This is a genomic window from Oceanobacillus luteolus, assembly GCF_042678205.1.
GTDB classification, from domain to species: Bacteria; Bacillota; Bacilli; order Bacillales; family Amphibacillaceae; genus Oceanobacillus; species Oceanobacillus luteolus.
The window spans coordinates 1-25,960 of record NZ_JBHUDE010000001.1; the positions used below are offsets into that span (position 1 = coordinate 1).

26 protein-coding genes are annotated in these 25,960 nt (G+C 40.4%); 10 read left to right on the forward strand and 16 right to left on the reverse strand.

Features of this window, described 5'->3' with window-relative positions:
• Nucleotides 1-332 (forward strand): transposase (locus ACFSBH_RS00005; protein WP_379595438.1); only part of this gene is annotated, 332 nt, incomplete at its 5' end.
• Nucleotides 333-372: 40 nt separating this feature from the next.
• Here ACFSBH_RS00005 and pdaA read toward each other — a convergent pair.
• From pdaA to ACFSBH_RS00030, 5 genes are all read right to left on the reverse strand, one after another.
• Entirely contained in the window at nt 373-1,158 is a 786-nt protein-coding gene (gene pdaA, locus ACFSBH_RS00010; RefSeq protein WP_251511955.1) for a delta-lactam-biosynthetic de-N-acetylase, read from the reverse strand.
• 119 nt (nt 1,159-1,277) lie between these two features.
• Nucleotides 1,278-2,594, reverse strand: a complete 1,317-nt coding sequence (locus tag ACFSBH_RS00015; RefSeq protein WP_251511953.1) for a Na+/H+ antiporter family protein — start codon at nt 2,592-2,594, stop codon at nt 1,278-1,280.
• Between the two features lie 160 nt (nt 2,595-2,754).
• Nucleotides 2,755-3,549: a YfkD family protein gene (locus ACFSBH_RS00020; protein ID WP_251511951.1), complete on the reverse strand. Its 795-nt coding sequence runs from the start codon at nt 3,547-3,549 to the stop codon at nt 2,755-2,757.
• A 156-nt stretch (nt 3,550-3,705) separates the two neighbouring features.
• A complete protein-coding gene (locus ACFSBH_RS00025) occupies nt 3,706-4,554 on the reverse strand; it encodes a YihY/virulence factor BrkB family protein (RefSeq protein WP_379595441.1) in 849 nt (282 codons plus the stop codon).
• 89 nt (nt 4,555-4,643) lie between these two features.
• Nucleotides 4,644-4,922, reverse strand: coding sequence for a YtxH domain-containing protein (locus tag ACFSBH_RS00030; RefSeq protein WP_251511947.1), 279 nt, complete (start codon nt 4,920-4,922; stop codon nt 4,644-4,646).
• 247 nt (nt 4,923-5,169) lie between these two features.
• Here ACFSBH_RS00030 and ACFSBH_RS00035 point away from each other — a divergent pair, with 247 nt between their 5' ends.
• Entirely contained in the window at nt 5,170-6,528 is a 1,359-nt protein-coding gene (locus ACFSBH_RS00035) for an alanine/glycine:cation symporter family protein (protein ID WP_251511945.1), read from the forward strand.
• Nucleotides 6,529-6,575: 47 nt separating this feature from the next.
• Here the strand turns inward: ACFSBH_RS00035 and ACFSBH_RS00040 are convergent, their stop codons facing one another.
• From ACFSBH_RS00040 to ACFSBH_RS00055, 4 genes are all read right to left on the reverse strand, one after another.
• Nucleotides 6,576-7,244, reverse strand: a complete 669-nt coding sequence (locus tag ACFSBH_RS00040) for a hypothetical protein (RefSeq protein WP_251511943.1) — start codon at nt 7,242-7,244, stop codon at nt 6,576-6,578.
• 50 nt (nt 7,245-7,294) lie between these two features.
• A complete protein-coding gene (locus ACFSBH_RS00045) occupies nt 7,295-7,960 on the reverse strand; it encodes an SOS response-associated peptidase (protein ID WP_251511940.1) in 666 nt (221 codons plus the stop codon).
• A gap of 13 nt (nt 7,961-7,973) precedes the next feature.
• Entirely contained in the window at nt 7,974-8,969 is a 996-nt protein-coding gene (locus tag ACFSBH_RS00050) for a glutaminase (RefSeq protein WP_251511937.1), read from the reverse strand.
• A 473-nt stretch (nt 8,970-9,442) separates the two neighbouring features.
• Nucleotides 9,443-10,315 (reverse strand): CAP domain-containing protein, encoded by an 873-nt coding sequence (locus tag ACFSBH_RS00055; RefSeq protein WP_251511935.1) that lies wholly within the window; start codon nt 10,313-10,315, stop codon nt 9,443-9,445.
• Nucleotides 10,316-10,830: 515 nt separating this feature from the next.
• On the opposite strand from ACFSBH_RS00055, the gene mreBH reads away from it, so the two are divergent.
• On the forward strand, nt 10,831-11,838 hold the full coding sequence (gene mreBH, locus ACFSBH_RS00060) for a rod-share determining protein MreBH (RefSeq protein WP_379595446.1): 1,008 nt from the start codon (nt 10,831-10,833) through the stop codon (nt 11,836-11,838).
• Between the two features lie 119 nt (nt 11,839-11,957).
• Here the strand turns inward: mreBH and ACFSBH_RS00065 are convergent, their stop codons facing one another.
• Together ACFSBH_RS00065 and ACFSBH_RS00070 are read right to left on the reverse strand one after the other, a co-directional pair.
• Nucleotides 11,958-13,154 carry a saccharopine dehydrogenase family protein gene (locus tag ACFSBH_RS00065; RefSeq protein ID WP_379595448.1) on the reverse strand — a complete coding sequence of 399 codons (1,197 nt, stop codon included), beginning with the start codon at nt 13,152-13,154 and terminating at the stop codon, nt 11,958-11,960.
• Nucleotides 13,141-14,625, reverse strand: coding sequence for an aldehyde dehydrogenase family protein (locus ACFSBH_RS00070; RefSeq protein WP_251511927.1), 1,485 nt, complete (start codon nt 14,623-14,625; stop codon nt 13,141-13,143). Before ACFSBH_RS00070 ends, ACFSBH_RS00065 begins: the two co-directional genes overlap by 14 nt.
• Before the next feature lie 230 nt (nt 14,626-14,855).
• Here ACFSBH_RS00070 and ACFSBH_RS00075 point away from each other — a divergent pair, with 230 nt between their 5' ends.
• From ACFSBH_RS00075 to ACFSBH_RS00095, 5 genes are all read left to right on the forward strand, one after another.
• The gene (locus tag ACFSBH_RS00075) at nt 14,856-15,524 is read left to right on the forward strand and encodes an HAD family hydrolase (RefSeq protein WP_379595450.1); all 669 of its coding nucleotides are present in this window, start codon (nt 14,856-14,858) and stop codon (nt 15,522-15,524) included.
• A 202-nt stretch (nt 15,525-15,726) separates the two neighbouring features.
• Complete coding sequence (locus ACFSBH_RS00080; protein ID WP_251511922.1) at nt 15,727-17,334, forward strand: ABC transporter substrate-binding protein; 1,608 nt, start codon at nt 15,727-15,729, stop codon at nt 17,332-17,334.
• Nucleotides 17,335-17,349: 15 nt separating this feature from the next.
• Entirely contained in the window at nt 17,350-18,339 is a 990-nt protein-coding gene (locus ACFSBH_RS00085; protein WP_379595452.1) for an ABC transporter permease, read from the forward strand.
• Nucleotides 18,339-19,172 (forward strand): ABC transporter permease, encoded by an 834-nt coding sequence (locus ACFSBH_RS00090; protein ID WP_251511917.1) that lies wholly within the window; start codon nt 18,339-18,341, stop codon nt 19,170-19,172. The genes ACFSBH_RS00085 and ACFSBH_RS00090 overlap by 1 nt, the downstream gene beginning before the upstream one ends.
• A 6-nt stretch (nt 19,173-19,178) precedes the next feature.
• Entirely contained in the window at nt 19,179-20,615 is a 1,437-nt protein-coding gene (locus ACFSBH_RS00095) for an ABC transporter ATP-binding protein (RefSeq protein WP_379595454.1), read from the forward strand.
• A gap of 56 nt (nt 20,616-20,671) precedes the next feature.
• On the opposite strand, the gene ACFSBH_RS00100 is transcribed toward ACFSBH_RS00095, so the two are convergent.
• The 5 genes from ACFSBH_RS00100 to ACFSBH_RS00120 form a co-directional block, all read right to left on the reverse strand.
• Entirely contained in the window at nt 20,672-21,340 is a 669-nt protein-coding gene (locus ACFSBH_RS00100) for a hypothetical protein (RefSeq protein ID WP_251511912.1), read from the reverse strand.
• Between the two features lie 69 nt (nt 21,341-21,409).
• Entirely contained in the window at nt 21,410-23,305 is a 1,896-nt protein-coding gene (locus tag ACFSBH_RS00105) for an ABC-F family ATP-binding cassette domain-containing protein (RefSeq protein ID WP_379595457.1), read from the reverse strand.
• Nucleotides 23,306-23,317: 12 nt separating this feature from the next.
• Nucleotides 23,318-23,506 carry a hypothetical protein gene (locus ACFSBH_RS00110; protein WP_251511908.1) on the reverse strand — a complete coding sequence of 63 codons (189 nt, stop codon included), beginning with the start codon at nt 23,504-23,506 and terminating at the stop codon, nt 23,318-23,320.
• Nucleotides 23,507-23,684: 178 nt separating this feature from the next.
• Nucleotides 23,685-23,915, reverse strand: a complete 231-nt coding sequence (locus ACFSBH_RS00115; protein WP_251512029.1) for an excisionase family DNA-binding protein — start codon at nt 23,913-23,915, stop codon at nt 23,685-23,687.
• A gap of 71 nt (nt 23,916-23,986) precedes the next feature.
• Nucleotides 23,987-24,265 carry a GNAT family N-acetyltransferase gene (locus ACFSBH_RS00120; RefSeq protein WP_251511906.1) on the reverse strand — a complete coding sequence of 93 codons (279 nt, stop codon included), beginning with the start codon at nt 24,263-24,265 and terminating at the stop codon, nt 23,987-23,989.
• Between the two features lie 216 nt (nt 24,266-24,481).
• Between ACFSBH_RS00120 and ACFSBH_RS00125 the strand changes: the two genes are divergently transcribed.
• Both ACFSBH_RS00125 and ACFSBH_RS00130 read left to right on the forward strand, forming a co-directional pair.
• Nucleotides 24,482-24,862 (forward strand): SLAP domain-containing protein, encoded by a 381-nt coding sequence (locus ACFSBH_RS00125; RefSeq protein ID WP_251511905.1) that lies wholly within the window; start codon nt 24,482-24,484, stop codon nt 24,860-24,862.
• A gap of 90 nt (nt 24,863-24,952) precedes the next feature.
• Nucleotides 24,953-25,846: a fructose bisphosphate aldolase gene (locus ACFSBH_RS00130; RefSeq protein ID WP_251511902.1), complete on the forward strand. Its 894-nt coding sequence runs from the start codon at nt 24,953-24,955 to the stop codon at nt 25,844-25,846.
• The last annotated feature ends 114 nt before the right edge of the window (nt 25,847-25,960 follow it).

Here is a 25,960-nt window from a genome sequence, read left to right on the forward strand (position 1 = left end):
ATAGAGAGTATAAATCCAATCCTAAACAATGTGTAGGTTGCCCACTATTAAAAGAATGTACCAGGTCAAAAAATCATCAAAAAGTAGTAACTCGCCATGTTTGGGTTGAACATAAAGAAAAGGTACGAGAAAACCGTCTATCTTCATCAGGAAAGATGCTTTATAAATACAGAAAGGAAAAGGTTGAGCGAAGCTTCGCAGATTCAAAAGAACTGCATGGGCTTCGCTATTGCAGGTTGAGGGGATTGCACAATGCAAGTGAGCAAGTATTACTCACTGCAGCGTGCCAGAACATGAAGAAGATTGCCATCCACCTATCCAGATTAGGATAGGTGGATGGGAGTCTATTTTCNGTAGATTTCTCTACTCTTTTCAATACCCATAAATCACCTGTGGCATGTAATCTCTCAGAACTAACTCATCCAAGCTTTTAAATTGATAACCCTCTGCTTTTAAATCCTTGATGATGGCCTCCAGTGCTTCTGCATTATCCTTTGAAACAGTATGCAGCAAAACAATTGCGCCTGGATGGACTTGCTTCATCACTTCTTCATAAGCATAGCGCCAACCTTTTTGATTGGCTGTTTCCCAGTCCTTGAATGCCAGCGACCAAAATATATGGACATATCCTAATTCCTTTGACCATTTCAATGTCTGCTCATTAAATATTCCTCGCGGAGGCCTGAGGTATTTCAAATCCTTCTGGTCTGACACCTCACTAACCTTTTTCGCAAGGTCTTCCAATTCCTTTTTCATCGCTTCCTTTGTCAGGATCGAAAAATCTGGATGATGATAAGAATGGTTGCCGATAATATGTCCTTCATCCACCATCCGCTTAACCAATTCTGGCTCAGATTCCACATAATGTCCGGTCACAAAAAAAGTGGCAGGTGCTTTTTCTTTTTTGAGAACATCTAATATCATCGGTGTATATCCTTCTTCATAACCATTATCAAACGTCAAATAAATATTCTTCTCTCCGGATTTGTCGGCATAATAGGCACCAAAACGTTCCAACAACTCATCATACGTACCGATATCAGGAACTTCACCATTTGTGCTTTTTTTATAACCCCAGCCAAAGCCTCTTGCATCCACATCAACATGGAACAAGAAGAAGGTAAGGAGTATAAGACTTCCTACTACAAAATGTTTCATCATCAACATCCTTTTTCCATAGCTTAACCGGGCAAATGAAATCTATTCCAAGCACAAAGAACGCAAACGAAAAAAATCACCTAGGCTAACGTCTCCGAAGCCTAAGTGATGTAATTGTTTTATAAAATAAGTGCTGCAATCCAACCAAAGATAATGAGTGGAATATTATAATGGATAAATGAAGGTACTACTGTATCCCAAATATGGTTATGATTACCATCAGCATTTAAGCCAGATGTCGGACCTAATGTACTGTCCGAAGCCGGTGAACCAGCATCACCTAATGCACCCGCTGTACCGATTAAGCAAGCAATCGCCATTGGTGAAAATCCAGCTGCAACACAAATTGGAACATATAGTGCAACAATAATCGGTACGGTTCCAAATGAAGAACCAATCCCCATTGTAATAAGCAATCCGACTATTAATAGTATAAATGCTATAACTGCCTGATTGCTATCTCCGATAAAACCTGCAGAGGCCTCCACCAACGCATCAACCGCTCCAGTTTCACGTAATACATTACCATATCCTGAGGCAACAAGCATAATGAAAGCAATGGCACCCATTAAACCGATACCGTCTGCCATCACTTTATCCAATGATTTGTAAGGAATTACAAAAAATGCAAGCATGAGGACGAGACCTGTTAAAGCACCAAGGATTAAGTTTTCGGATATAATTTGTACAATCAACGCACCAACAATAGCTACCAAGGTTAACAAGTGTTTGGAATTAAAGGTCAAGTCAACCTCTGCTTCTTCACGAACTTTAATCGTACCACTTCCACCTGAACCGATAATCGGATCGCGTTCTTTCCGGTAAGTGATAAAAACAGCAACCAACAGTCCGACTACCATTCCCAGTCCTGGCATCAACATGGCAAGCGCTGTATCCCATACAGACAATTCAATGCCATTTTCCGCTAAGCCATCTACTATGATACCGTGGTAGATGAACCCAAATCCAAGTGGCAACATCACATACGGTGCCTTCAGTCCAAAAGTTAATGCCGAAGCAACTGCACGGCGGTCAATTCGCATGGAATTAAACAACTTTAATAACGGTGGTATCAAAATAGGTATAAATGCTATATGCACAGGAATCGCATTTTGCGATAAACAAGCAATCCCAGCAATAACAAGAACAATCGTTGTTCGTCGGCCACCTAATTTCTTGATTAGAAAATCAACTAGAAAACCGACAATTCCAGTATAGCTAATAGAAATAGCAAAGGCTCCGAGTAAAATATAACTTAAAGCTGTATTTGCCTGGCCACCCATTCCACTTACTAACAGATTGATGGAATCACCGAATGACAGCCCAGACATTAATCCAGCAACAATCGCAGCAGCAATGATTGCCAATATAACGTTCAACCGTAACAAGCTTAGAATGGTCAAAACAAGTACAGACACAACAACTACCCATTCCATAAGTAGTTCCCCCTTAAATCTTTTTCACTTTAACACTTTATCATAATAAAGTATTAAAGGATAAATTTCAACCCCTAATTGCTAAAATAACAAAAAAGATAGTTGCTTAACTTCCTCTAGAAGCGGTATAAGCACTATCTTTTCTGGATCTTAATTCTCTCTACTTTACCTTGAATGAATAGGAAACATGGTCTTGGATTGGAAGCCAAGCTCCTACTCCTTGCTTCGTCACATTTTTAATTACAAGTTGTTTTTTCGTTCCCTTCAGTTCAATATATACCTCCCCAAACGTTACTTTGCCTTTTTCATTGATTGCTGGTGCATATGCTTCCAATGTACCGGTCTGTTCAGGGGGGACGGGGTAAGAGTGAGCCGTTTTCGTATTCCTGCCAATCGTCACTTCATAAGCAAGTGGCAGTTTTGTCTTTTCTTCTGTCTTATTCAGCATCATTTTTCTAACTGTTTCTGAATTGGCAATTTTGTTTGTGAGCATTCCTCTTATTTCTTTATTCTCTTGTTGGATATAGTTCAATTGTTGTTGGGTATCTCCGCTATTTTTCAATTCATTCTTATTGATCTGCTGATACTCCCAATTCACAGATGTTTCCTCTGATTCATAATGAAGCGGCCAGCGCCCGAGAAAAATCTCTGCCCGATAGCCAATCCCGATCGGCGACGGTTTGATCGTTGTTTCATTCAATTGCTGAATCAAATCAGAATTATCAATTGGAACGGAGGTGCTTTCCAATAATTCCTTTGTTTCATTACTAGGTTCAACAGATTGACGATCAGAACTGTCATTTTGTGCCGTGTTTTCCTTAGATATATCCAATACATGACTTGGCAGTTTGAAACTATCGGTTGTATCCTTCTTCTCTTCTGCTGAAGCAAAAAGCGGAAAAACAAGTAGGATGTATAAAGTAAGCATCAGAGCAGACAATCTCTTTAATTTCATAAGCCTCCATCCTTTCTTTTGTCTATAGTTTTTTCGCTTCATGAAAAAATATACCCTTCTCATACAACAAGTTCATGAAGTAAATTTAGATAATGATTTCACTATACTTTAAAGGATGAGAGATTAATTTTATTTGTGCACGAAAAAGGCCGCACCTCACTTGGCACCGCCATTCCCATTGAAATTTTTTCTTATTGTACGTTCATGAAGGTATGCGTTTAACACTCCACCGAGAAGGACGATTATGCCAAACAAATAAAACCAAACCATTAATACTATAACCGCCCCGAGACTGCCATACATTGTGGAGTAATTTCTCAAACTGCTTACGTAAAATGAAAATACCCAAGAAACTAATTGAAAACCAAAGGTAGAAAATAATGCACCCCAGACTACATTCCTGAAATATACTCTTCGGTGGGGAGCCAGCTTATAAAGCGCGAGAAGGGCAATAAAGAAAATAATGGAAGATGTAACCCAGCGGAAAGTCTCCCATATTTGAAGAAACTCATGGGAAGATCCGAAGAATGAGAAAAAATACTCTCCAATCATTCTCCCTGAAACCGGAAGCAATAATGCGACAATGACGACTAAAAACATCCCGATGGTAAGCAGAATTGATAAGAAACGATACACAATAAATATACGCTTTGGTCTTATGCCGTACGCTCGGTTCAATGCTTTCGTGACTGCGTTGACTCCATTAGAAGCTGCCCATAGTGTTCCTATGATACCGATGGAAAGTAATCCACCATTATGGGTGTGGATGAGGGTTAACAGATTGGATTCAATTAAATGGTACACCTGAGGAGGCGCATAATCGACGATCAACTGTAGAATCATATCTTCGTCCAAAGGAAAAAATCCGACTAAATTAACTAAGAATAATAAAAACGGAAAGAGTGAGAGAAGAAAGAAATAAGCTAATTGTGCAGCCAAACCAAATACATCTACTTTTTCCATACGTTCATAAAATTCTATTGTAGCTGGAATCAGTTTTTTCAACATTTGTTCCTCCCACACCATCCATAAACATGCCCCATCGCAAAACCTTGAGATGGGGCATATCTTTTGTGCTATTTTATTCTTCAGTCTTAATTTTTATTCATTAAACGATCGAGTGTGGTTTCAACTTGTTCTAATGCATTAATTGTGTTTTCCGCTCCAACCGTGAAGTTTTGATTAACTCTGTCAAATGACTCACGTAGCTTATGGACGGTTTCCGTTGGGTTGCTAAGTAATTCACTGGAATTATCTTTCAATTTGTTTAAACACTCTTTGGTATAACTGCGTGTTTCTTTGTCATACTGCATCGCGAGTGCACCGAGTAACGCACCAGCTACCATGCCGAAAATCAATTTCCTTTGTCCCATGTTCTTCTCTCCTTTACCATTACGCTAGATTATCATGCCTTGTTCATTCACTTTCTTATATTATAAGCAAATTACATAATAAGAAGCAAAGAAAGCTGTAGAATTTTGTCTATTTATCTTTAACCTTCCTTTACTTTTGTAATCTTATTAAGATGATTTTTGTATTTTGTAAAAAAAGCTTGACTTATTGTGAAAAATTCGGAATATTATATAGTATAAATCTATTTGAAAAAAGGAGGATGAAAGGATGATAGAATTTTTAGAGAAGGTCAGTGGATTTGTCTGGGGCCCTCCCCTGCTTGTACTAATTGTAGGAACCGGGATCTATTTAACACTCAGACTTGGATTTGTGCAGATTTTCGCACTACCGACCGCACTTATAAACGCATTCAGCCGGAAAAAACAAGATAAGTTATCAGAAGGGGACATCTCCCATTACGAAGCTTTGACCACTCAGATGTCAGCTACAATTGGAACAGGTAATATTGTCGGGGTGGCTACCGCCGTTATTGCTGGAGGACCTGGTGCTGTTTTTTGGATGTGGATTATGGCTGTATTCGGAATGGCAACCAAGTACGCTGAAGCGGTACTTGCAGTAAAATATCGGGTAAAAGACGCTCGAGGAGAGATGGCTGGTGGTCCGATGTACTACCTGGAGCGTGGCCTGAATGCAAAATGGCTGGCTATTCTATTTGCGATTTTTGGTTCGATTGCCGCATTTGGAATTGGAAATATGGTACAAACAAATGCCGTGGCAGCTGCTGCGGAAAACTCGTTTAGCATTCCTGGATGGGTAACTGGTATTATCTTAACTATTATAACTGCTATCGTCATTCTCGGGGGTATTAAAAGCATCGGTCGTGTAACCGCTTTCTTTGTACCTATAATGGCTGTTTTTTATTTAGCAGGTGGACTAATTATTATGATTTTAAATTTTGATCTCGTTCCAACTACAGTAAGCACCATTCTTACAGATGCTTTTACTGCTGAAGCTGTTGGTGGGGGTATCTTAGGTACAGTAATCCGCTATGGGGTCGCCCGAGGAATCTTCTCGAACGAAGCTGGACTTGGTTCTGCTCCAATCGCAGCGGCTGCTGCAAAAACAGACTATCCGGGAAGACAAGGTCTTGTTTCTATGACACAGGTATTTATCGATACCATTATTGTTTGTAGTATAACTGGAATCACTATCGTTATGGCTGACCTTCATCAAACTGGTATAGCAGGTGGAGCATTGACAGGGGAATCCTTTGGTACATTCCTTGGCACGCCAGGAATCTATATCGTAAGTATCGCTACGATTCTATTTGCATACTCTACACTCATCGGTTGGTCATATTATGGTGAGAAATGCTTTAACTACTTGTTTAAGAGTCCGAAAGCCGTTTCTATTTATCGTTTCGTTTGGGTTGCAGTTGTATTTGTAGGTGCAGTTACAGTCATTGATATTGTCTGGTTGTTTGCAGACATATTTAACGCACTCATGGCAATACCGAACTTAATTGGACTACTCGGACTATCCGGAGTTGTAGCTTATGAGACGAAACGATTCTTGAAAGTCGCAAAAGAAGAAAAAGAAGCTGAAAAACGAGCGAAAGCCTCATAATATGTATAATTGAAAGAGGACCAATTCATCTTTGAACTGTTCCTCTTTCAATTTCTTATTTTTTTAATCAAGGAAATGACCTCATCGTCATGTCCTGGCTCAATATATACTAAATCCGTGTTATTAACAATGGATTCCGTAAAAATCCTTAAATCCTCATCCGTAAAACCCTCTGGAGTATTTGTTTCCCAGTGGCTGGGAACAAAATAAACATTGATTGTACCATCACCGTTACTACTATATGTAACAGAACCCTCCACTAACCGGGAACCTGTCAACTGGACAACTTCTTCTGTGTATGTTGCACTTGATTCCGCATTCGGGTTCACGGCTTCTCCCTCAGGAATATGTGTAACATACAATTCATCTATTTCTTGGTTTGGTCCAAGTTGCAACCAGACCCTAGCATATTCGATCTGTTCACTACTATAAGTTGATAATAAATCCACTTCTTCCTCATTTAGCCTATCTACAGCATTCTTCTGATACTCATCTTCTACTACAGACTCTTCAGAAGCAAGCGTTTTAAGAATGCTCTCCTCTATTTCAATTTCATCAAAACTCGAATTCTCTTCGGTTAGAAGACCCTTATCTTCCTCGGCTTCATTTTTCAAAAGGATGGAATGATCTTCTGCCACGGCATTACCACTACTACTGCAACTGGCGAGGATAAGAAAAGTCAATGCGAATACAGTTTTATCAATGTTCCCCTTCACCGCACTATCCCTCCATTATGGTTCAAACTGATTTATGCAATACTTTTTAGTTAAGCAATAGGAGCGATACACTGCTCATCGTTATTTTTCGCGGTATTCACATAAGTAGATACGGGATACGCTGTGAAGGATGGATCAGAAAAGCTGTGAAGTAATTGCTTCGCTTGAACTGGTTTATATTCCCTTGGATCAATCCATCGATCTTCCTCGCCTTTTGGCAGGATAATCGGCATCCGATGATGGATATCTTGCATGAATCCATGAGAATCCTTCGTTAAAATCGTACAGGTAAATAATGTCTCTTCTCCTTGAGTCCACTTGTCCCATAAACCAGCAAAAGCAAAAAACTTTCTTCCCTCTACAGAAATGCGTTGCGGTATCTTCTCTCCTTCTTTTTGCTGCCATTCATAAAAGCTGTCTGCCACAATAAGGCAACGTTTCCTCGCCATAAGTTGTTTAAAACTCGGTTTGACGTCTGCTGTTTCACTTCTCGCATTGATCATTTTATAACCGATTTTAGGGTCATTCGACCAAGAAGGGACCAACCCCCAACGTAAATATCCGGCACGTTTTTTCTTGCCATCATGAATAATTGCGAGTACATTTTGTCCTGGCGCTACATTATAACTTTGATGAAAGTCATCGATTGGTTCCTCCAAATCAAACTCATCCAAAAGTTCTAATTGATCCCCAAGCAACGTATATCTTCCACACATGTGATGACCCTCCCTAAAAAATACTGAAATCCCAATGACTTGCTATATGTCGTAATAATCGGGTTCCTGCAACACTGTTACCTTGTTCGTCTAGAGCTGGACCATATACTCCAACTCCACAGCCATCCATAAACGGCAGCACTTCTTCTCTAATACGTGGTGGAACAGAAGCCATAATCCCCCCAGCTACACCACTTTTGGCTGGGACGCCAACGTAGGCCGCGAATTTACCCGAAGCATCGTACATTCCACAAGTAAGCATCAATACTTTAGCTAGGCGGGCAATTTGTCTAGGAATGATTTCCTCACCAGTAGTTTTATCCATTCCATCGTTCGCTAGGATTAAACCTAACTTAGCAAGGTCTTCCACTGTGATTTTAATCGAACATTGTTTGAAATAAGTCTCTAAAGTTATCCCTAAATCAGATTCCAATACTCCAGCCTCTAACAGGAAGTATCCAATGCCCCGATTTCGGATGGAGGATTCTCTTTCAGACTCATAAACGTCCACATCCAACTCTGGGCGACGCCCGAGGATTTTTTCCAACAGTTGAAAAATCCCTTCAAGCTTTTCATCTGATGTTCGTCCTTGTAGCATTGATGTCACTGTGATTGCCCCTGCATTGATTAATGGATTGAATGGTTTTTCAATTTTTCTCATTTCAAGATGGATGATTGAATTAAATGCATGTCCTGTAGGTTCCACATCTACTCGATTCAGCACATAAGAAACACCTCGGTCCATACAAGCAACAATAAAAGCAAATACCTTGGATATACTTTGAATGGAGAACGTAGCATCCACGTCTCCAGACTTGATTGTCATCCCATTATTCCCCATAATAATGACCCCAAGTGCATTGGGATCAGCTTTAGTCAATTGCGGGATATAAGAAGCGAGTTCACCATCGACAGTATGCTTACGATAAAATCTTACCCAGTCATCCACATAATTTTGTAGCCATTCCTGAGTGAGCTCTGTATTTAAGTTAGTTGAACCCTGTACCATTCAAATCACCTCTCACCATAGTTTACGCATTGTATGTATAAAAAGTCTCCATAAACAGACAAAATTGTAGAAAATCTAACGTGTTCCGGATATTATATGAATCGTACCACCTTTTATCCAATAGTATGATTCAAAATTACATTATTTGTCCCGCCCCTTTTAAGCAGGAATATGTCATATTATTGGATTCGAAGGGCAAATTTACTTCCATTGTAGCAAGCTAATCTCTATTTAGGCAAAGAAATAGGAGGCTAGAATCTAGCCTCCTACTCTTCGATCATATATTTATTCAACTCAAGCGTCTTGCGCTTTCTCTATTATGTCGTCTAGCTGCAGCGACCAGGGACCGCCCGAACTTCATGCGCTTCCGGTCGATAAGTCAACATCGGTTCGTCACCTCACCGTGTTTCCTTTATCTTCCTGCACCGCATTCCAGTTCGGCTGTCCCTAATCGGTCGCTTCCGCTTTTGTTTTTATTTTCCAATAAACATTTGTGTCCAGTGGTTACCATTTTCCACAAAACCTACACCGATGTGTGTAAATTCACCGTTCATGATATTTGCACGGTGTCCTGGGCTGTTCATCCAAGCATTTACAACCTCTTCCGGAGTACGTTGACCTTTTGCGATGTTTTCTCCAGCTGTACGGTAGTCAATACCGAAGCTCTTCATCATATCAAATGGTGAGCCGTACTGTGGGCTATTATGGTCAAAGTAACCAGTTGTAGCCATATCTCTAGATTTTTCACGAGCAACTTTGCTCAGGTTTTCGTCAATTTGTAAAGGTGCTAGACCTTGTTTTGCACGTTCTTGGTTAGTAAGTTCCACCACTTGTACTTCAAATTGGCTAAGTGCGCTTTGTTGCTGTTGTGGTTGTTCTACTTTTTCAGCTGGTTGCTGTGTTTGTTGCTGCGGCTGTGCTGCAGGTGCTTTAGTTTCTTCTTTTGCTGGTACTTGTGGTGCTGGTTGCTTAACTTCTTCTTTTTTCTCTACTGGCTGTTGTTTCTCTGGTGCTGGTTGTTTAACTTCTTGTTTTGGTTGTTCTTTCTTAACTGGTGCTTTCTTTTCTACTTCTTTCTGATCAGCTTTTTGTTCAGCTGGGATCAGCTTTTGAAGTTGTTCTAAATCAAAGTTTGTTAAGAACTTCGATTGAATAGTTTCTAGACCTTTCTTTAATAGGTTAGAAGCATCTTCTTGAGATAGCATTCCTGATTCCCCATTAATAGAATAGTAGACTTTATATGAAAGGTCCTTTTCAACTGGTGCAGCATCCGCAGAAGCTGAAAATGCACCTCCAAATGAAAATACAACTGCTGAAGCAGCAATAACCGTTATTTTACGAAGCATATTTTACATCTCCTTAATTTGTGTTTTTTTGTGCTGTCTTGCTTGCAGAATCATCATAGCACGACTTTTTTGTAATAATTCAACCATAGATTTCCATACTCCTATTCTTTTAGTTTAAATTCAGAACGTTTTTGGAGAAACCTTTATGTAATCACAAACCTCCACTTGGTATAAAAATCTAATATAGGGAAAAAACTATGATTTATGGTAGCTTTTACTAACAAATTAGACTTGACAACATACAAGGTTCTCCGTTTTGTTACAAGAACTGTGATTTTTTATTACAAAAAGACAAATTTGTAATTGAAATGTTACTTGATTTCACCCCCTTACATGTCTTACGTTAAAGAGAGGTAGTATATAATTTTAGAGCCGATTAGAGTTCATTCCTCTCTAATTTAAACAGAGGGATTTCGACAAAATTTGCACGGTGTTATATAGAAAGTAGGAAAACTACCAATTGAACAAACTGAATTAAAATAAATAGATGAAAAACTATTATTGGAGGATTAATCATGTTTTCAAATGCAGAGATTGGAATAGACTTAGGAACAGCTAATATTCTCATTTATTCAAAGTCAAAAGGAATTGTATTGAATGAACCATCTGTTGTGGCGATCGACGTAAACACAAAAGATGTCGTTGCAGTCGGCACGGAAGCTAAAGAAATGATTGGTAAAACACCGAAAAATATTATACCGATCCGACCGCTCAAGGATGGGGTAATCGCAGACTATAATGTGACTGCACAAATGCTGAAAGTATTATTGAAGAAAGTAAGTAAAAAAATTGGCGTTTCCATGCGTAAGCCTACTGTTGTCGTTTGTACACCTGCTGGAAGTACCGAAGTGGAAAGACGTGCCATTCACAATGCAGTTGCAAGTTTTGGCGCCAAAACTGTTCATTTAATTGAAGAACCTGTCGCAGCTGCAATCGGAGCAGATCTGCCAGTTGATGAACCACTCGCAAGTGTTGTTGTAGATATTGGTGGAGGAACATCAGAAGTTGGGATCATTTCCTTTGGCGGGGTCGTATCCTCTAACTCCATACGTGTTGGTGGAGACAGCTTAGATGAAGAAATTATCAGCTACATCCGTAAAACATATAATGTATTAATCGGAGAACGTACAGCGGAAAACATCAAAATGGAAATTGGCTTTGCCCATCCAAATCACGATGAAGTAACAATGAGTGTGCGAGGACGTGACATGGTTACAGGCTTACCGGATACCATTGAAATCTCATCAAAAGAAATCTATGAAGCAATTAAAGAACCACTAGTAAAAATCCTTGATGCTGTAAAAGCAACACTTGAAAACTGTCCGCCTGAGCTTAGTGGAGATATTGTAGACCATGGGGTTGTTTTGACAGGTGGGGGTTCATTACTTCAAGGGATGAAGGAATGGCTATCCAACGAATTAAGTGTACCAGTCCATATGGCACCTAACCCACAGGAAGCTGTCGCCATTGGAACTGGAAAATCACTCAAAATGATCAACAAACTGCAAAAAGCAGCCAAATAAAGACTCTAACGGAAGCATACGTTCAGTGACAAGGCATTGCCACTAATCGGCCTTCCTTTAATAAACCTCAATAAAAACTACCCGAGTGGATTTTTTCTCTCGGGTAGTTCTTTTAATGTTTATAATACAGTTTCCTTGATCTCAATTCCCCTCTTTGCCAATTCCTCAATATATATTTCACCTGGTACTCCGAACTCAGGTGGATAGACCCCTTTATCCTTTATTAAACCTTTACCGATCAACTGAGCAACGATTGATATTGTACTGGCAGTCACTCTTGCCATGGCAGTTATATTTTTCTCTCTATCTTTGAATGTCTGCATTTCATATTCATACGTCTTCGCTTGGCCCGCCTTATCTCCAGAAACGATTACCCGGAGTAACACGGCATCATCTTTATCTCCTAATTCTACAATTGGGTCAAGGGTTTTCAACAATACTTGGCGTGGGCTGACCTTTGTTCCTCCCACCTCGACTTCATAATCTAGTTTAGTGAGATTTAGATCAACCAGCAATTTAAACTTTTCAGCATGTCCCGGGTAACGAATTGTCTTATATTCTAGTGTTTGCACATTTGGGAAGGATTTCGTCAACGTGGATGTGCCTCCAGATGTATGGAAGGCCTCCAGCGGTGCGAATTTATCAAAATAAATTTCCTCAACTTCGGATAGAGATGGGACCGTTGTTTTTTTCCCATTTCGGATAACAACGGAAGGATCCGTGTAGTGATCAAAGACACCTTCCATTGAAAACACATGATTATAGCCAAGAGGTGGTTCCGGTCGAACTGGGATACCGCCAACATACAAACGAATCTCTTCCACCTCATCCAATTTGCTTGCGCCATACCCTGATAAGATATTAATCATACCTGGCGCCACACCCAAGTCTGGGATAATGGTTACCCCTTTTTCTTTGGCTTCATCATGTAAAGTTAACACTCGGTCTGTCATCCCCCCGATATGTCCACCTAAATCTACGACATGTGTTCCTACTTGAATCCCGGTTCTTGCCACGATTTCATTAAATGTATAAAATAGCGCATTAATGACTACATCAAATTTCCCGATATATTCCTCAAGTTCCTCTTGATTACTTGCGTCCACTATATAGGCAGTGAGTTTCTCCGAGTCGATTGCCTCTTCTGCCGCTTCCAGCTTTTTGCGATCCACATCCGCAATGCCTACCTGCAAAACTTGTTCTTGCTGCGCTAAATCCCTTGCCGCTTCCTTACCCATTAATCCTGCGCCTAATACTCCTATTTTCATATGCATTCCCCCTGCATCAGTAGTGTTGGTTAAATCATTCTTCCACATCAATTTGGGCACGCTGTAATTTCCCACTGAAATCCACGTACACCGCTTTCCATTCCGTGAACACGTCCAAAGCCTGCACCCCAGAATCTCTGTGGCCATTTCCGGTACCTTTCGTTCCTCCAAACGGCAAATGGATTTCCGCTCCGGTAGTACCGGCATTCACATAAACGATTCCAGTGTCCAAATCTCGCTGTGCTTTAAAGACACGATTCACATCTCGTGTGAATATCGAGCTCGATAAACCGTAAGTAACACTGTTATTCACTTCAATCGCTTCCTCGAATGTTTTTACTGGAATCAAGGACACGACAGGACCAAATATCTCCTCTTGAGCAATCCGCATCGTACTTGTTGCATCGGTAAACAGTGTCGGTGCAAAATAGTACCCTTTATCAAAATCTCCGCCAGCAAGCACATTTCCACCAGCCAGTAATTTCGCACCTTCCTCTTTTCCGATTTCAATATAGCGTTCAATCTTTTCCAGACCCGCTTGATTAATAATAGGTCCAACCCGAATTCCATCCTTCAGTCCATCCCCGATTTTCAGGTCCTGCATCGCTTCAAGCAAGCGTCCTTCCAGCTCTTCTTTTACGGATTCATGGACAATGACCCGGCTGCAAGCTGTACAACGCTGCCCGCTCGTACCAAAGGCACTCCAAATAATCCCTTCAACAGCTAAATCCAGATCTGCATCATCCATTACGATGACGGCATTCTTTCCACCCATCTCCAAGGAGACTTTTTTCAACTGTTTCCCACAAGCTGCTGCTATTTCTCTTCCAACATCGTTCGATCCAGTGAAGGATATCACGCGAATATCGTCATGATAGACCATCGCATCACCAACTGTATTTCCCGAACCAAAGACGACATTGATGACTCCCTTCGGCAAGCCGGCTTCTTCAAAGATTTTCGCAAGCTCGTACGCCATTATTGGAGTTTCCGTAGCCGGCTTCCATATGACCGCATTACCCGCTACAATCGCTGGAAATGACTTCCACGTTGCAATCGCGATTGGAAAGTTCCAAGGTGTTATAATGCCCACTACACCAATTGGTGCACGTTGGCTCATAGCAAATTTATCCCGTAATTCGGCTGGTGTCGTCTGGCCAAATAATCGTCTGCCCTCGCCAGCCATATAATAGGCCATATCAATTCCTTCTTGAACTTCTCCTCTTGCCTCTTCCAGCACCTTGCCATTTTCCATCGTCAGCAATTTAGATAAGTATTCTTTCTTTTCCTTCATCAAAGTTCCTACTCGATATAACACTTCGGCCCGCTGAGGAGCTGGCACGAGCGCCCACTCTTTTTGAGCAAGCTTTGCGGCTTCTACAGCTCGATCTACCTCTTCTTTTCCAGACAAAGGCACATGCACAATTTCTTCTCCAGTCGCAGGATTATAGACAGCTGTTTGTTCATTGACTTCAATCCATTCCCCATTGATAAAATTCTTTAGAACTTTCTCTTCCATGAACATAACCTCCTAATCTATTCTACTTTTGCATCTTTAAAAGCATGCATATAGGGATCAGCAAAATTTCACTCCCTCATTTATGTAAGCGATTACAAAGATGCATATATACACTATTCTATATTTCTTTGCAATTTCCTTTTTAACGTGTAAAATTAAGATAATTCAAATATCATCATTTTTTTCCATTTTATAGATTCGGCATTGAAGGAAGTAAAGGAGGAAACAGTTTGCGGCTCATTACAGTTGAATTTGATGGCACATTGTTTGAAGGAGATTCATTTAAGCTGATGTTTCAGGCGGGTAAGAAGGAATTTGGCCTCCAAAGTTGGACAACCATTTTTCTTGGTACGTTACAGGCCCTGTTTTTAGGAGTGACCAAAGGGAAGCATGCTCTCCGCATTCATTTTTTCAAAGCCTTCGCGAAGACATTTAAAGGCAAATCCGAGGACGAACTCGCCTCATTTTTTGATCATTTAATTCAGGGTGGAAAAGGTCAAATCAACCAATCTCTTGTCAATAAAATTAAAGAACACCAGAAACATGGCGACGAAGTCATTATCCTTTCAGGCGCCTTGAAACCATTTTTGGATGCATTGATTGAAGAGCTGGGTCTTACAGTTACAACCATCGGAACCGAATTGCTTTATGATGAAAAAGGAAAATGTACAGGAGCTACAGGACCCGTCGTAAACGGCGAAGGAAAAGTACAAGCAATAACCAACTGGCTAAAAGTAAGAGAGTTAGATCCCGAACAGTTGGAAATCTGGGCATACGCCGATAGTGAAAGTGATATTCCCCTGCTCTATTTCGTCGACAAGCCAATCATTGTTAATCCGAAAAACAAAATGAGGGAAGTTGCGGAAGTAAATCACTGGCCCATTTTTGGTGAGAGTTGAATCTTTTCATACAATTAAATGACGAATATACTATATAGAAATAGAGTTCCAACTTTGAATGGAACTCTATTTTTATTGATTCACCTGTTATAATAGTAGCTGGACGGAAAAATTGATGAGTGTTATTTCTCAATTGTTTGTATAGCACAAGGACAGTACGAACGTCGAAGATATTGTATATGGAAGGAACGGAATATAACCGATGAAATCTAAATTATATATTTCCATCATTTGTTCATTAATATTTTTATTATTACTTGCAGCATGTGGTGGGGGCGAAACAAAACAAAGAGACCAAAAGAACACCGATAGAGAGGAATTAGTTTTAGCAGTAGGTTCTGAACCAGAAGAAGGGTTTGATCCAACGACAGGTTGGGGACGCTACGGTTCACCGTTATTTCAAAGCACCTTATTACAACACGATCCTGACTTTAACATAACTTATGACTTGGCAGAAAACTATGATGTCAGTGATGATGGATTAACGTGGACGGTTGATATACGGAAAGATGTCAAATTCTCAGATGGAGAAGCGTTAACTGCTGATGATGTTGTTTTCACTTTTGAAACAGCAAAAGTGAGCGGTTCAGTCATCGACCTTAGTAATTTGGAAAGTATTGAAGCAACTGATGAATATACAGTTCAATTTAACTTAAAAGAGCCACAATCTGCTTTCATTGATTTGCTCGTAACAACAGGAATTGTTCCAGAACATGCCTATGACAAGCAGTATAATGAAAATCCGATTGGTTCTGGACCTTATCAGTTGGAGCAATGGGACAAGGGACAGCAAATTATCGTTACCGAGAATCCATATTATTATGGAAAGAAACCATATTTTAAAAAGCTGACATTCTTATTTTTAAATGAAGATACTGCCTTTGCGGCCGCGAAAGCAGGTGAAGTTGATGTAGCTTCCGTCACAACTTTATGGATTGAAGAAGAAGTCGAAGGAATGAATCTTCTTGAACTGGAAAGCGTGGACAACCGTGGAATTATGTTCCCCTATGTACCAGAAGGAGATGTGACAGCAGAAGGTTATCCTATTGGTAATGATGTAACTGCGGATATCGCAATCCGTCAAGCAATCAATCTTGCAGTTAATCGTCAGTCTTTAGTAGATGGAGTGTTGCAAGGATTCGGCACGCCTGCATATTCGGTTGCCGATCAGCTACCTTGGTGGAATGAGGAAACAAAATTTGAAGATGGAAGAGTGGAAGAAGCAAAACGTATCCTCGACGAAGCAGGATGGATAGTCAATCAAAACGGCATTCGGGAGAAAAATGGAATAACAGCTGAATTTCAACTACTCTACCCTGCTGGAGACCAAGTCCGTCAATCTTTATCCATGGCAGTCGCTGATATGATTGAGCCCCTTGGTATTGCAATACAAACAGAAGGACATAGCTGGAATGAATTAGCTAGATTAATGTATTCCAATCCTGTTATGATGGGCTGGGGTAGTTATTCCCCATTAGAAATGTACAACTTATACAGCAGTAATACAAAAGGAATCGGTTTCTACAATGCCAATTATTATGGAAATTCTGTAGTGGATCAATATATGGAACAAGCGCTGAACTCCCCTTCCCAAGAAGAGGTTTATGAACTTTGGAAAAAAGCACAATGGGACGGGAAGACAGGTTTCTCGGCTCTCGGTGATGCGCCTTGGGCTTGGCTTGTCAATCTTAGTCACTATTATCTCGTAAATGAAAGACTTGATATTGGTGAACAAAAAGTTCAACCACATGGACATGGCTGGCCGATAACAGACTTTATCGAAGAATGGCGTTGGAAAGAACAAGAATAGAAAGAAGGGGCGATGTTGCGGTTTAAAAAAGCAATACGTTATATAATTGGAAAGTTAATTAAGCTAGCAGTATTACTCCTCGCTGTGAGCATTTTATCATTTATACTCGTCAGCAATTCGCCAGTAGACCCTATCCAAAGTTATATTGGAGCAGATATGACTAGAGTCAGTCCGGAGCAACGGCAAAGCATCGCTGAATATTGGGGTCTGCATGAACCACCTGTGCAGCGATTCCTCCATTGGGGGAAGAATCTTTTACAAGGGGACATGGGTACATCATTGATTTATCGCAGTCCTGTATCCTCAATAATCGCTGAACGTTTTGTCGCTTCGCTGGCATTAATGAGCTTAGCCTGGGTACTTTCAGGTCTTTTTGGCTTTTTACTAGGTATCATTGCTGGAATGAAAGAAGGAACTTGGATCGATAAAATAATCAAAGGCTACTGCTTCACGTTGGCATCTACCCCTGCATTTTGGCTCGGGTTAGTGCTATTAATATTGTTTTCCGTATGGTTAGGCTGGTTGCCAATCGGACTCAGCACACCTGCTGGAATATTAGCGGATGAAGTCAGCCTGTTGGAGCGAATAAGACATCTTATTCTACCTGTATTGACTTTAAGCATTGTCGGAGTGCCTCATATTGCACTACATACAAGACAGAAGCTTATAGAAGTATTGAATAGTGAGTATGTCCGGTTTGCCAAAGCAAAAGGTGAACTCGGTTTTACATTACTCTGGAATCATGGGTTGCGCAATATATCCCTCCCTGCTATATCCGTCCACTTTGCATCATTCGGTGAACTGTTTGGAGGGGCGGTTCTCGCGGAGCAAGTATTCTCCTACCCTGGTCTTGGACAAGCGGTTGTCCAAGCTGGTCTAAGCGGTGATGTCCCTCTGCTGCTTGGAATTGTTTTATGCAGCACCATTTTCGTGTTTATTGGTAATTCAATTGCAGACATCCTATATAAAGCGATCGATCCTCGAATGCGAAGAGGTGATTTATAATGGGACGCATCACATGGAATTTAAGGCAGCGCACCCTTGGTATGATCATCTTTTCCTTACTATTGCTTCTAGGAATGATTGTTACAGGAATAGTCATCGGTGATGATAAACTTGCAATTAATCCTGATGCAATGAACCAAGAGCCTTCGCTCGACCATTTATTCGGAACAGATTGGCTTGGCAGGGACATGCTTGCGCGGACATTGAAAGGACTGGCACTTAGCTTCTTTGTCGGCTTGCTTGCCGCTTCATCAAGTGCAATGATTGCTCTAACGTTCACACTTATCGCATCATGGAACCGCGCCCTTGATCGAATCGTCACCTGGCTTATCGACCTATTTCTCAGTGTACCCCACCTCGTCCTATTGCTCTTGATTTCATTTGCCATTGGCGGGGGATTTAAGGGAGTTGTAATTGGGCTAGCCCTTACACATTGGCCGAGCTTGACCCGTATTCTAAGGGCTGAGATGTTGCAGGTTAAGACAGCTCATTATGTCCATTTATCCAAACAATTAGGCAAGACTCCTATCTGGATTGCAAGAAGACATATACTGCCCCATCTATTGCCACAGCTTTTTATCGGGTTTCTCTTGCTGTTTCCGCATGCGATTCTTCATGAAGCTGCCATTTCATTTTTAGGTTTCGGATTACCTGCTGAACAGCCTTCTATCGGGATTATTTTATCTGAATCCATGCGTTACTTATCTACCGGAAAGTGGTGGCTCGCTGTTTTCCCAGGATTGTCATTACTCCTGATGGTTCTTCTCTTTGATACGCTCGGACAACATATTCGTAAATGGGTAGATCCGTTTCACGGACAGAAAGGAGTATAAAAATCATTGGCTTTAACAAATATAGAAAATGAAAAAACTCCTCTGTTGGAGGTCGAGGATTTTGCACTCACTTTCCGTTTGTATAAAAAGGGATTACGTGAGCAGCGGATGCAGGTTGTTCGCAAATTGAATATGACGATCAATAAAGGGGAAGTCGTGGCAGTTATCGGAGCAAGCGGCTCTGGAAAAAGTTTGCTTGCAGATGCGATATTAGGGATCCTTCCCGAAAATGCAATCACAGAAGGCAAATTGCACTATCAAGGCAAACCCTTAACAAGAGATAGACAGAAAAAACTTAGAGGAAATGAGATATCTTTGATACCTCAGTCTGTCAACGCCCTCAATCCGCTCATGAAAGTAGGAAAACAAATACAAACAGCTCTGAAGCATAGTGGTCACCGCAAAGCGCTACAACGAGATATTCTGCAGAAAGTAAATTTAAACGAAGATGTAGCTAATTATTATCCGTTTCAACTATCTGGTGGGATGGCAAGAAAAGTTCTTTCGGCAATCGCACTTGTCGGTCATCCTGAATTAATTATTGCTGATGAACCAACGCCGGGATTGGACTCACAATCACTTCAGGAAGTAACGAGCTTTATTAGAAGTCTTGCTGATGATGGAAAAGGGGTCATGTTCATCACCCATGATATAGATACCGCATTGAAGATAGCGGACACGATTGTCATTATGAATAAAGGAGAAACCATTGAAACCGTCCAAGCAGGACATTTTAATGGTAATGGGGAAAACTTAAAGGAAAGCTATACAAATGAATTGTGGAATGCACGCAACCAAATCCTAAAGTCCAATTATAAAAAAAAATCGTCACCATCTCCTGGTGATAAATCCCTTCAGATTAGAAATCTAAACTACTCGATTAACGGTAAACAGATTCTCGAGGATATCAATTTCGATGTCCTACCAGGAGAGGTTGTAGGTTTGATGGGAGAAAGCGGCGCAGGTAAAACAACACTTGCTCGAATTATTGCAGGTCATCAACAAGCAGATGGTGGTTCCGTAAAAATTAATGGACATGAACACAGAAAAGGACGAAATCCAATTCAACTTGTCGGACAACATCCGGAGCAGTTTATTAACCCTAAATGGACGATGGGACAAGTACTTGAAGAAAGTGGTATGTTGGATAGTGAAGTGATTCATATGCTTGGTATCCAGGAAGAATGGTTGTCCCGCTGGCCAAGCGAATTATCAGGAGGAGAGTTTCAACGTTTCTCGATTGTCCGTGCGTTACATCCGAAGACGAAGTTTCTGATCCTTGATGAAATAACTACAATGCTCGATGCAATCAGTACAGTGGAAATTTGGAGTGTTGTCTTAAAAGTTGTTAAACAGCGGAACATTGGTTTACTGGCAATTAGTCATGATAAACAATTATTAAACCAAGTTTGCCATCGCATTCTTGATTTCCATGAGCTATAGACAGAAAAATAGCGTAACACCTTCATAAAGGAGTTACGCTATTTTTCTTCGGGAGCTCAGTCCCCGCTATATCGATAAACCAACTCAAAACTATCTTCGTTAAGCAACTCTGCTACATGGACATGGACGCCGTGACCCAGTATAACTTCCGATTCCGAAACAGCGATCACCATTGCTCTCGTGTTTTTCCGTTTATCGAGGTATACATCGCCTACGTACGGTTGAAGCATTTTATCCTTCTCTGCCAAATAAGAAATGGATTCATCCTTCAAGCGTTGTTCTTCTGGAACAAGGTCTTTGTCATAGTAAGCAATCTCCTGGCTCGCATCATTCTTACCTGGTACCATGACGACATATTCATGGTGTTTTACCCCATTGTCTCTTGTGGTAGTCACACTTACATCATCAACACTTTCGACCTTCTCTATTTCATTTAAGGAATAGTGATCTAGTAAATCTGGAGCTGGTTTTGTAATTAAAATATAATCGCCCGGCTCCGGCTTCGTATACTGATCAATGGTATAACGTTTTCCATAAAAAATGAATGTATCGTTATGTTTCGGTTTATAAAGTTCGATTTCACTTGCCTTGGTTAATATTTGCTCCATATCTTTCAACCGATACAAATGGACCGACTGCTTAAACATCGGTTTGACAGAGTATACTTTATGCAACTCGTTTTTGTAAAAAACGAATTGACCTTTACGCACCTGGTATAACTTCATATGCAACCTCCTGAAAATAGCCATTTAATGTTGTCCACATCTATCAATGATTCACTTTTCAGCCTTATTTTAAACCTGTCGGTCATTTTCAAAAGCTTCAATTTGGAGTGATAATTCTTCCCAACGCTCAAGTTTCCTGTCCAGGTTCTGTTTCACTTCTTCCAATTCACCAAAGAGCTTTTGCACTTTTTCCGAATCACTGCCAGCATTTCCAATCTCTTGTTCTAACGCCTCCACCTGTTCTTCCAACGCCATGATGTCATCCTCAATCGTGTCCCATTCCTTCTGTTCTTGATACGTTAATTTCTTCTTCCGCTTTTTCTCTTTAACGACTGGAGGATTTTTTTCTGATTTGGTTCGCTCTTTCGTTACCGTTCCGCTTATCGTCTCCAAATATTCACTATACGTACCAATAAAACGCTTGGTCCGTCCAGTACCAGTAAAAATAATCAACCGTTCTGCAACACGATCTAAGAAATAGCGATCATGGGACACCGTGATGACAACTCCAGGAAAGTGATTTAAATACTCTTCTAATACGCTTAGTGTTTGCGTATCGAGATCATTCGTCGGTTCATCAAGGAAAAGTACATTTGGCTCGGTCATTAGGATTTTAAGTAAATAAAGTCTTCGCTTCTCTCCACCTGACAGTCTGCGGATATAGGAGTACTGTTCGCTGCGGGGAAAGAGGAATCGCTCACACATCTGTTCTGCTGTAATTACAGAACCATCGACAGTCTGAATAACTTCCGCCGTTTCTTTAATATAGTCAATAACCCGTTGCTCCCCGTTGAGCTCTTCATCACCTTGTGTATAGTAACCGATTTTCACCGTCTCTCCTACTTCAATTTCTCCAGAATCCGGAGAAAGACGCCCAGCCATCATATGAAGGAGGCTCGATTTACCTGAACCATTAGGACCAATAATTCCGATTCGGTCTCCAGGAATAATCAGTTCATTAAAATCTTGTAAAATCTCTTTTTCCCCAAATCGCTTGGAGATATGTTTCATTTCCAACACTTTTTTCCCAAGACGTGCGGAACCGATTTGTACCTCTAAGTCCTGTTTAGACGTATTAAATTTCTTCTCTTGCATTTCCTCGACTCGTTCAATACGAGCTTTCTGTTTAGTCGAACGGGCCCTCGCTCCCCGCTGCAGCCATGCAAGCTCTCGGCGAAGTACATTATGATGCTTAATTTCACTGCTTCTCTCCAGCTCTTCCCGCTCTGCTTTCTTCTCCAAGAAAATCTCATAATTACCTTCGTATATATAAAGATTCCCTTTATCCAATTCATAAATCCTGTTTGTAACACGATTTAAGAAATATCGGTCGTGAGTAACAAGAAGTAGAGCGCCCGGGTAACTCTGCAAATATTTCTCGAGCCACTCAACTGTGCTGTGATCCAAGTGGTTTGTCGGCTCATCCAGAATCAATAAATCGGCCGGTTGGATGAGCGCCTTAGCAAGAGCTACTCTTTTTTTCTGACCGCCGGATAAATTTCCAACCGGCTCATCAAACTTTGTAATTCCTAATTTGGTTAGTATTGTTTTCGCTTGAGTACTTGCTTCCCATGCGTCTTCCTCGTCCATTTGACGCTGCATAAAGAGAAGTTTCTCCTGAAGCTTTTCATTTCCGGGATCCTCTTGAAGCTCAAGCAATGCTTGCTCATATGCACGCAGAAGCTTCATGATTGTAGAATCTCCGAAATAAATCTGTTCCATCACTGTAAGCAAAGGATCCAGTTCGGGATCCTGAGCTAAATATTCAATCTCATAGTCTTTCGCATGTTTAATCTTTCCATGTTCCAAAGACTCTAATCCAGCAATCGTCCGCAGAAGTGTTGATTTTCCAGTCCCATTTACACCGATCAAACCGATACGCTCCTGTGGTTCAATCGAGAAAGAAATCTGATCAAAAAGAACTTTTTCCCCGAATGATTTATATAAATTTTCAGCAGTTAACATTAGAAATCCATCCTATTCGGCTTTATCGTTTCGTTTTTGTCTTATAAAATTTTTCACTACCATCACAATTATAAATAGCAGCCAGGAAGTCACGATATAAAAGATCCGTTTACTTGTATCTGTCATATCGCTAAAGAAGAATGCCATACCAATCCAGATGACACCAATAACTCCAAGCTGTGCTAGTAAAAGCTTCTGCATATCTATTCCCTCCAACTTATACCTATTCCTTAGTTTATCTTACTGACTGATATATTTCCATTTCTAGACGGGTGCTTGCAGCTTCTACGGAGAAGTAGTTGCTGTCTAGCCCAGATGTTTATTTTTCCAGCCAAAAAGGCGAGCTTATATGCTCGCCTAATTCAGCACGATGAAGTCATTAATCTTCATCTTTTACATCTATGTCTTCCGGAATCGGTTCATTTAAATATTCTTGAATCATCAACCGATATTTCTCCACTTGTTCAAAATGTGTAGTAAACTGTTCCTTATTCACCAAAAAGGTATTTCCGTCATGAACTGCACGAATTTTACCTTGAAGAATAAGTGCCGTGACCTTCTCCTCGGGCATCGATAAATACGCTGCCGTTTCCTTAACAGTCAGGTACATCATTCTACACATCCTTTATGATAAAAAATTTTCCACTACCAGTTTAGTAGAAATTGTTTTAATACGTCACATTACTCAGCCAGTACATCGTGGTACTGCGTTGTTTCTTCCATCCGTTTCTTTGCGAATACACAAAGAGGCTTGATTTTCTTCTTATTTTCTCGAGCATATAAAACGACTTGTTCCAATAACTTTCCAGCAACACCTTGACCTCTAAGTTCATCAGAGACATACGTGTGATCAATAACGAGCATTGTTTTACTAGATTCCAAATACGTCATTTCAGCAAGTGGTGACTTCACGTCTTCACCCACATAAAATTTGTTGGCTGCTTTCTTAATGGTTGTCATTCTAATCCCCCTAAAATATGCTACTCTACTATTATAGCCTAATAAAAAAGATTTTTGGGTAAATTTATTTGCAATTCTTTAGAAAAACTTTACACCTAGTTAATATTCAGTTGTCTTAAGCGGGTATAACCTTTATAAATCCTCTTAAAGCCATACAACTTCCATATTGGTTTCAATCACCAATTTCTGTTACGCTTAACCGAAGGAGTGATTGCTATGCAACAATTAGTATTCCAGTCGGCCTGGGACAAACAGATTGCCCCAAACGATCGGGAGAAAATCATAAAACTATTCAACTCATCAAAAGACGATTTACACACAGAAATTACTTTTTTGCCTATAAAACAAGCATTTAACCACGAACATGCATTACTTGTTACAGTACTTATCCATAACTTTACTGACATTGATTTTCCTATCGAGAATCTGCAGCTATCCTATTATGAAACCAATCATCCAGTAGCGGAACATTCATTTTCTTTTCCAGGCTTAACCGTTACGGCCAATACAAGTATGCCATGGACCTTTATTTTCCCTCATTCCAGCTGGTTAAGTGAGCCATTGCTGCAAGATGGTGAACTGATTATTATTAATTAAATTTAAAAACTGACTTTTCAATATTTAATGATACAATAAGGTAGAAGCGGAGCATATAAGCTCTTATCTCAAGGAAGAGGAGTGGAATTCATGCAGGAAAAACAAGTTGAAAGAATCCGTAACGGAAATGGATTTATCGCAGCGCTTGATCAAAGTGGTGGCAGTACACCGAGAGCCCTGAAAAATTATGGGATAACAGAAGATCAATATGATGATGAAGAGAAAATGTTTGACCTCGTCCATGACATGCGTACTCGTATCATTACCTCACCTGCTTTTAATTCTGAACGTATCCTTGGTGCTATTCTCTTCGAACAGACGATGGATCGAAAAATTGAAGGAAAGTACACTGGGGATTATCTTGCAGAAGTAAAAGGGATTGTTCCTTTCCTAAAAGTAGATAAGGGACTTGCGGATGAAGAAAATGGTGTACAACTGATGAAACCGATTGAAAATTTAAAAGAGTTATTGGACCGCGCAAACGAACGGAATATATTCGGCACGAAAATGCGTTCCGTCGTTAAAAAGGCAAATCCAGAAGGCATCCGCCAAATCGTCGAACAGCAATTTGAAATCGGGAAGGAAATTCTGGCTTCTGGACTGGTACCAATCATAGAGCCTGAGGTAGATATTTTCAGCGAGGATAAAGCACAGTCAGAAGAGATTCTCAAAGAAGAAATTCTCAAGCAGTTGAACGAATTAGCTGAGGGCCAAGATGTCATGCTCAAACTGTCTATCCCCACCGTGGCAAATCTTTATAAAGAATTAGTCGAGCACCCTCGTATCATTCGGGTAGTTGCTCTATCAGGTGGATATCCATTAGATGAAGCAAATGAGAAATTAAAAGAAAATAAAGGAATCGTTGCCAGCTTCTCCAGGGCACTGACACAAAACCTGAATGTCAATCAAACGGATGAAGAATTTAACCGAGCCCTTGATGAAGCAGTGGAAACCATTTATGATGCTTCAGTAAATAAAAATTAATTGTTAAATAGAGGCTGGGACAAAACCCCAGTAAATAGAAAATAGCTTCGCGCTTTTTGCGCGAAGCTATTTTCTATTTATCATAATTTTAGTAAACAAAAAGGACACCTTTTG